The organism is bacterium (genome assembly GCA_035703895.1).
Taxonomy (GTDB): domain Bacteria; phylum Sysuimicrobiota; class Sysuimicrobiia; order Sysuimicrobiales; family Segetimicrobiaceae; genus Segetimicrobium.
In genome coordinates this window covers 1-4,331 of sequence record DASSXJ010000038.1, presented here as the reverse complement: position 1 = coordinate 4,331, position 4,331 = coordinate 1, and the positions used below count along the sequence as shown (strand labels likewise).

The following is a 4,331-nucleotide window of genomic DNA, read 5'->3' as shown; positions in this document are numbered from 1 at the left end:
TTTTACGTATGGGGGGCGACATCTGTTCAGCGCAACGATTTTGGTGACGTGTTCCTGCGAAAGACGTCTCCGTCCGGCGGTTCTCTGCACGGTACGGAAGTATACCCAATATTGATGAACGTTGAGGGATTTGAGCCTGGGCTATACCACTATTCCGTCCGCCGCCATGGCTTGGTCATGCTCTCGCGCCAAGACCCCCGGCCATGGATCGGCGACGCGTGCGGGGGACAGAACTGGGTGTCCGAGGCCGGCGCAGCGTTCCTCATGACCTTTAGCGCGAAACGTCTTTCCTGGAAATACGGCTCCAGCCGCGTCTTCCGCGCCGCCATGATGGATGTCGGCCACCTCGGCCAGACGTTCGCGCTCGTAGCTACTTGGCTCGGCTTGGCGCCCTTCACCACCGCAGCTTTGCGGGACGTGATGTTTGAGGACCAGCTCGGGCTCGATTACCTCGCTGAGCCTATCCTCCTCCTTAACGGGGTCGGTACTCCCGACCCCACCAGCCCACGGCCAGATCGCCCACGCGGCGACCGTGTCGATTTCGACCCGGTGCAAAGCTGAATCTTATTTGGACCCATCTCCGCGTCCACTCTCGCGGCTCTTTCGACCTGAATGAGAGGGTCAATAATCATTCGTGTAGAGCGCCAGGGATGAGCTGGGGCTCCATGCGGTCGTGCGGCTGTAGGAAAACCTGCCGGAGCTCTACGCGGCCGCTTCAATACAACTACCCAACGACTCCCCAGCCGACCCAGCCGCCTAGCCAATCTACTACCCTCAACGTGGCCAGCGCCATGATTGATGGGAAGTCGCAGCCGATTCTTGTGGACGCGAAAGGCATGAGCCTCTACTATCTGACGTCCGATACCGCGACATCGAGCGCCTGTACAGGAGCGTGTTCCGGTGCCTGGCCACCATTGTTGGGGGCCGTCGCTCCAAAGGCCCCGGCCTCGGTGACGGGTAAGCTTGCGATCATCAAGACCGCCAACGGGTCCCAGGTGAGTTACAATGGCCACTTACTCTATAGGTTTGGGGTTGATTCCAAGCCTGGCGATGTTCAGGGGGAGGGCCGGAATGGACCACAGAACGGCGTCTGGCACGTCGCGACCCCCGACCTGAAGCCGGCCATATAGTTCCGCCGCGGAAAGTGGGGGATGAGAAAGGCGGCCTAGGTGTTCCCGCTGGCGTACAGCCAGCGGGCCACCAGGGCCTCCGTGTCACCACCGAACGCCTCTCGGGACCCTTCCGATAGGACCGTGCCGGTCCGCATCACGTACACGTAATCCGCGATCTCCAGGGCCCGCTTGATGTTCTGATCGACCAGGAGAATGGCCTTGTCCTGTGCTGCGATCTCCTTGATGAGGCCGTAGATGAATGCGGCCACCCGCGGCTCGATCCCCGCGGTGGGCTCGTCGATCAGAAACATGACGGGGTCGAGCATGAGGCTCCTGGCGATCTCCAGCTGCCGCTGCTGGCCGCCGCTCAGAGTGCCCGCAGGCTGCCGCTGCCTTTCGCGCAGCATCGGGAACCGATCCAGCGCGCGCTCTACGAGCTCCTCGACGCGGCGGCGATCGCGTTTGTACTGCCAGACCCCAAGGCGGAGGTTTACCTCCACCGACAGGTATGGGAAGATGCTGGGGCGCTGCGGAAGGTACGCAACGCCGTGCCGTCCCATCTCGTGCGGCAGCACACCCCGGAAGTCCCGGCCCTCCAACTGCACGTCGCCGTCCCACGGTGGCAGAAACCCGAACAGCGTCTTCAAGAGCGTCGATTTCCCCGTGCCGTTAGGCCCGAGCACGCACCGGATCTGTCCGCGCACGGCGTCCACCGACACGCCCCGGAGGATGCTGATGCCGGGGAGGTACCCCGCCACGAGATTCCTCGCGGTCAGCCAGGGAGCTGTGGTGTCCATCGCGGCGGCCACCGCTAGAGCCCGGAGTAGGCGGCAAGCACAGTCTGGTCCGCCCGCACCGCGGCGGGGGGGCCGTCCGCGATCTTGCGCCCTCTCGCCATGACCACGAGCCGCTGCGCGATCCGCAGAATCGATTCCATGTCGTGGTCGACGACCACGAAGGTGCGGCCCGATCGATGGAGCTCCTGAATCCGCTTGATGAGCTCGTCCCGCAGGTGAGGATGGACCCCCGCGAACGGCTCGTCGAGGAACAGCACCGCCGGCTCCAGCATCAACGCGCGCCCGAGCTCGAGAAGTTTCTGCTGGCCGCCCGAGAGGTTCTTGGCTTCCAGGTGCTCGAGGTGCGACAGGTTCAGGAACTGGAGATACCCGCGCGCGCGGCTCGCCGCCGCGCCCCACGTCGACCGCGACCGCGTCAGCCCCGGGACGAGCATGTTCTCGAGGACGGTCATGCGGCCGAACAACTGCGTCAGCTGGAACGTTCGGGCGATGCCGTGAGCCGCGAAGATGTGCGGCGGGAGGCCGTTGGCCCGCCGGCCGTCGAAAAAGACCTCGCCCCCGTCCGGCGTCAAGTGTCCGGTGAGCAGGTTGATGAGCGTCGTCTTTCCGGAACCGTTGGGCCCGATCAATCCGATGAGATCGCCCTCGGCTACGACGAACTCGACCGCATCGACCGCCACGATGCCGCCGAAGCGCTTCTGGAGCATCCGCCCCCGCACCAGGGGACCCTGCTCCGTCATACGCGCGACCCTTCCTGGCCGACGTCCCTCGGCGCCGGGCGGCCGCCGCGCACCTCGCCAAGCCGGAGGAACTGCTGCCACAGCGGGGTCAACAGGCCGTTGCGGGCGAAGCGCATGGTCAGCAACAGCAGCACCCCGAAAATCACAAAACGCCATATGCCAAACGCCCGAAGGTATTCGAGCAGAAACTCCACGGCGAACGCACCGCCCACCGCTGTGGGGATCCGTTCCATGCCGCCGATCACGGTCATCACAACGATAAAGGCCATCCGGTCGAGGTCGCCGAGATCGGGGGTGAGTACGACGTTGTAGTGGGCGAAGAAGCTGCCGGCGAGCCCCGCGAAGCCGCTCGCGATCGCAAACGCGAGGATGCGAAAGCGGGCGACGGCCACCCCGGACGCCGCAGCGGCCTGTTCGTCCTCGCGGATCGCTTTGAGGAACAGGCCCCAACGGGAGTGCACGATGAAGCCCATGAGTGCGAGCGAACCGGCGAGCAGACCGAACGCCGTGTAGAAGTACGGCAACCGTGAGGCGCTATGGAACAATTGGACGGTGAGCAGGCCCGACATGCCGCCGGTCACCCCGATTTCGGTCGAGGCGGTGATGCGCACGATCTCCGAGAACGCGAGGGTGAAGATCGCCAGGTACGGACCGGTCATGCGCAGGCATACCCAGCCGATCCAGCCCCCGAGCACGCAGCACACGGCCACGCCCGCCGCCATCCCGAGCGGAACAGGGATCCCGGACCACTGCACCAGCAGCGCCGACGTGTAGCCGCCCACCGAGGCAAACGCCATGTGGCCGAGCGAGAACAGGCCGGCGTACCCGGCCAGCAGCGACCAGCTGGCGGTCAGAATACCGTAGAACATTGCGATGATCGCGACGTGCATCCAGTACGAACTGAGCAGGTGCCCGTACCCCAGCGCCAGCGCGGCGGCGATGAGGAGAACGGCGGCGTGCAGTCCCCGCACGGTCCTATTCCATCCGTAGATGCCGGCGGCCGAAGATCCCGGTCGGCCGAAACATCAGCACAACCATCAGCACGAAGACGCTGAAGGCGTTCGAGTACGACAGCGCCCGCGTGATATCGGGCAGGAATGCCGTGAACAAGGCCTGCGATTCACCCAGCACGATGCCGGCGATGACACTGCCGAGGACCGAGCCCATGCCCCCGAGGATCACGATCACGTACGACTGGATGTTGGGCAAGACGCCCATATCGGGAGACAGCGAGAAGATCGGCCCGATGAGTGCGCCCGCGGCCGCGGCGAGCGCCGCTCCCACCGCGTACGCCAGCGTGTTGAAGCGACGCGGATTGATGCCGACGATCGATGCCGAGTCGCGGGACTGGCTGACGGCATCGAGGGCCTGTCCCCAGATCGTGCCGTTCATGAAGTACAGGAGCGCGAAGATCAGGAGCAGGCCGACGACTCCGGCAACCAGCCGGTCGTTCGATACCACGAGCGCCCCGATCCGCTGCACCCCGTCCACAAACGACGGCGGCTTGAGGGGGAACACCCCGAAGACGATGATCGCCATGTTGCGCAGAAAGAACGCGAGGCCGAATGTGACGATGATGCCGTACTCGTCCTTCCGCTCGGTCCGCTCGCTGTAGAGCGGCGTGAGCAGCAACCGCTCCAGCACGATGCCGAATCCGAAGACGACGGCCATCGCGATGAACA

The 4,331-nt window shown here is 64.8% G+C and carries 5 protein-coding genes; 1 reads left to right on the top strand and 4 read right to left on the bottom strand.

Annotated elements, in window-relative coordinates; all coding sequences use genetic code 11:
• On the top strand, nt 1-561 hold a 561-nt coding region (locus tag VFP86_02955; protein HET8998586.1), incomplete at its 5' end, for a SagB/ThcOx family dehydrogenase.
• A 604-nt stretch (nt 562-1,165) separates the two neighbouring features.
• Here the strand turns inward: VFP86_02955 and VFP86_02950 are convergent.
• The 4 genes from VFP86_02950 to VFP86_02935 form a co-directional block, all read right to left on the bottom strand.
• Nucleotides 1,166-1,909, bottom strand: coding sequence for an ABC transporter ATP-binding protein (locus VFP86_02950; GenBank protein HET8998585.1), 744 nt, complete (start codon nt 1,907-1,909; stop codon nt 1,166-1,168).
• Between the two features lie 14 nt (nt 1,910-1,923).
• A complete protein-coding gene (locus VFP86_02945) occupies nt 1,924-2,649 on the bottom strand; it encodes an ABC transporter ATP-binding protein (GenBank protein HET8998584.1) in 726 nt (241 codons plus the stop codon).
• Nucleotides 2,646-3,620, bottom strand: coding sequence for a branched-chain amino acid ABC transporter permease (locus VFP86_02940; protein HET8998583.1), 975 nt, complete (start codon nt 3,618-3,620; stop codon nt 2,646-2,648). Before VFP86_02940 ends, VFP86_02945 begins: the two co-directional genes overlap by 4 nt.
• 4 nt (nt 3,621-3,624) lie before the next feature.
• Nucleotides 3,625-4,331 (bottom strand): branched-chain amino acid ABC transporter permease (locus VFP86_02935; protein ID HET8998582.1); only part of this gene is annotated, 707 nt, incomplete at its 5' end.

Bases quoted from the DNA above. Each gene is read 5' to 3' on its own strand.
- VFP86_02950 (HET8998585.1), bottom strand. From the start codon at position 1,909: ATGGACACCACAGCTCCCTGGCTGACCGCGAGGAATCTCGTGGCGGGG.
- VFP86_02945 (HET8998584.1), bottom strand. From the start codon at position 2,649: ATGACGGAGCAGGGTCCCCTGGTGCGGGGGCGGATGCTCCAGAAGCGC.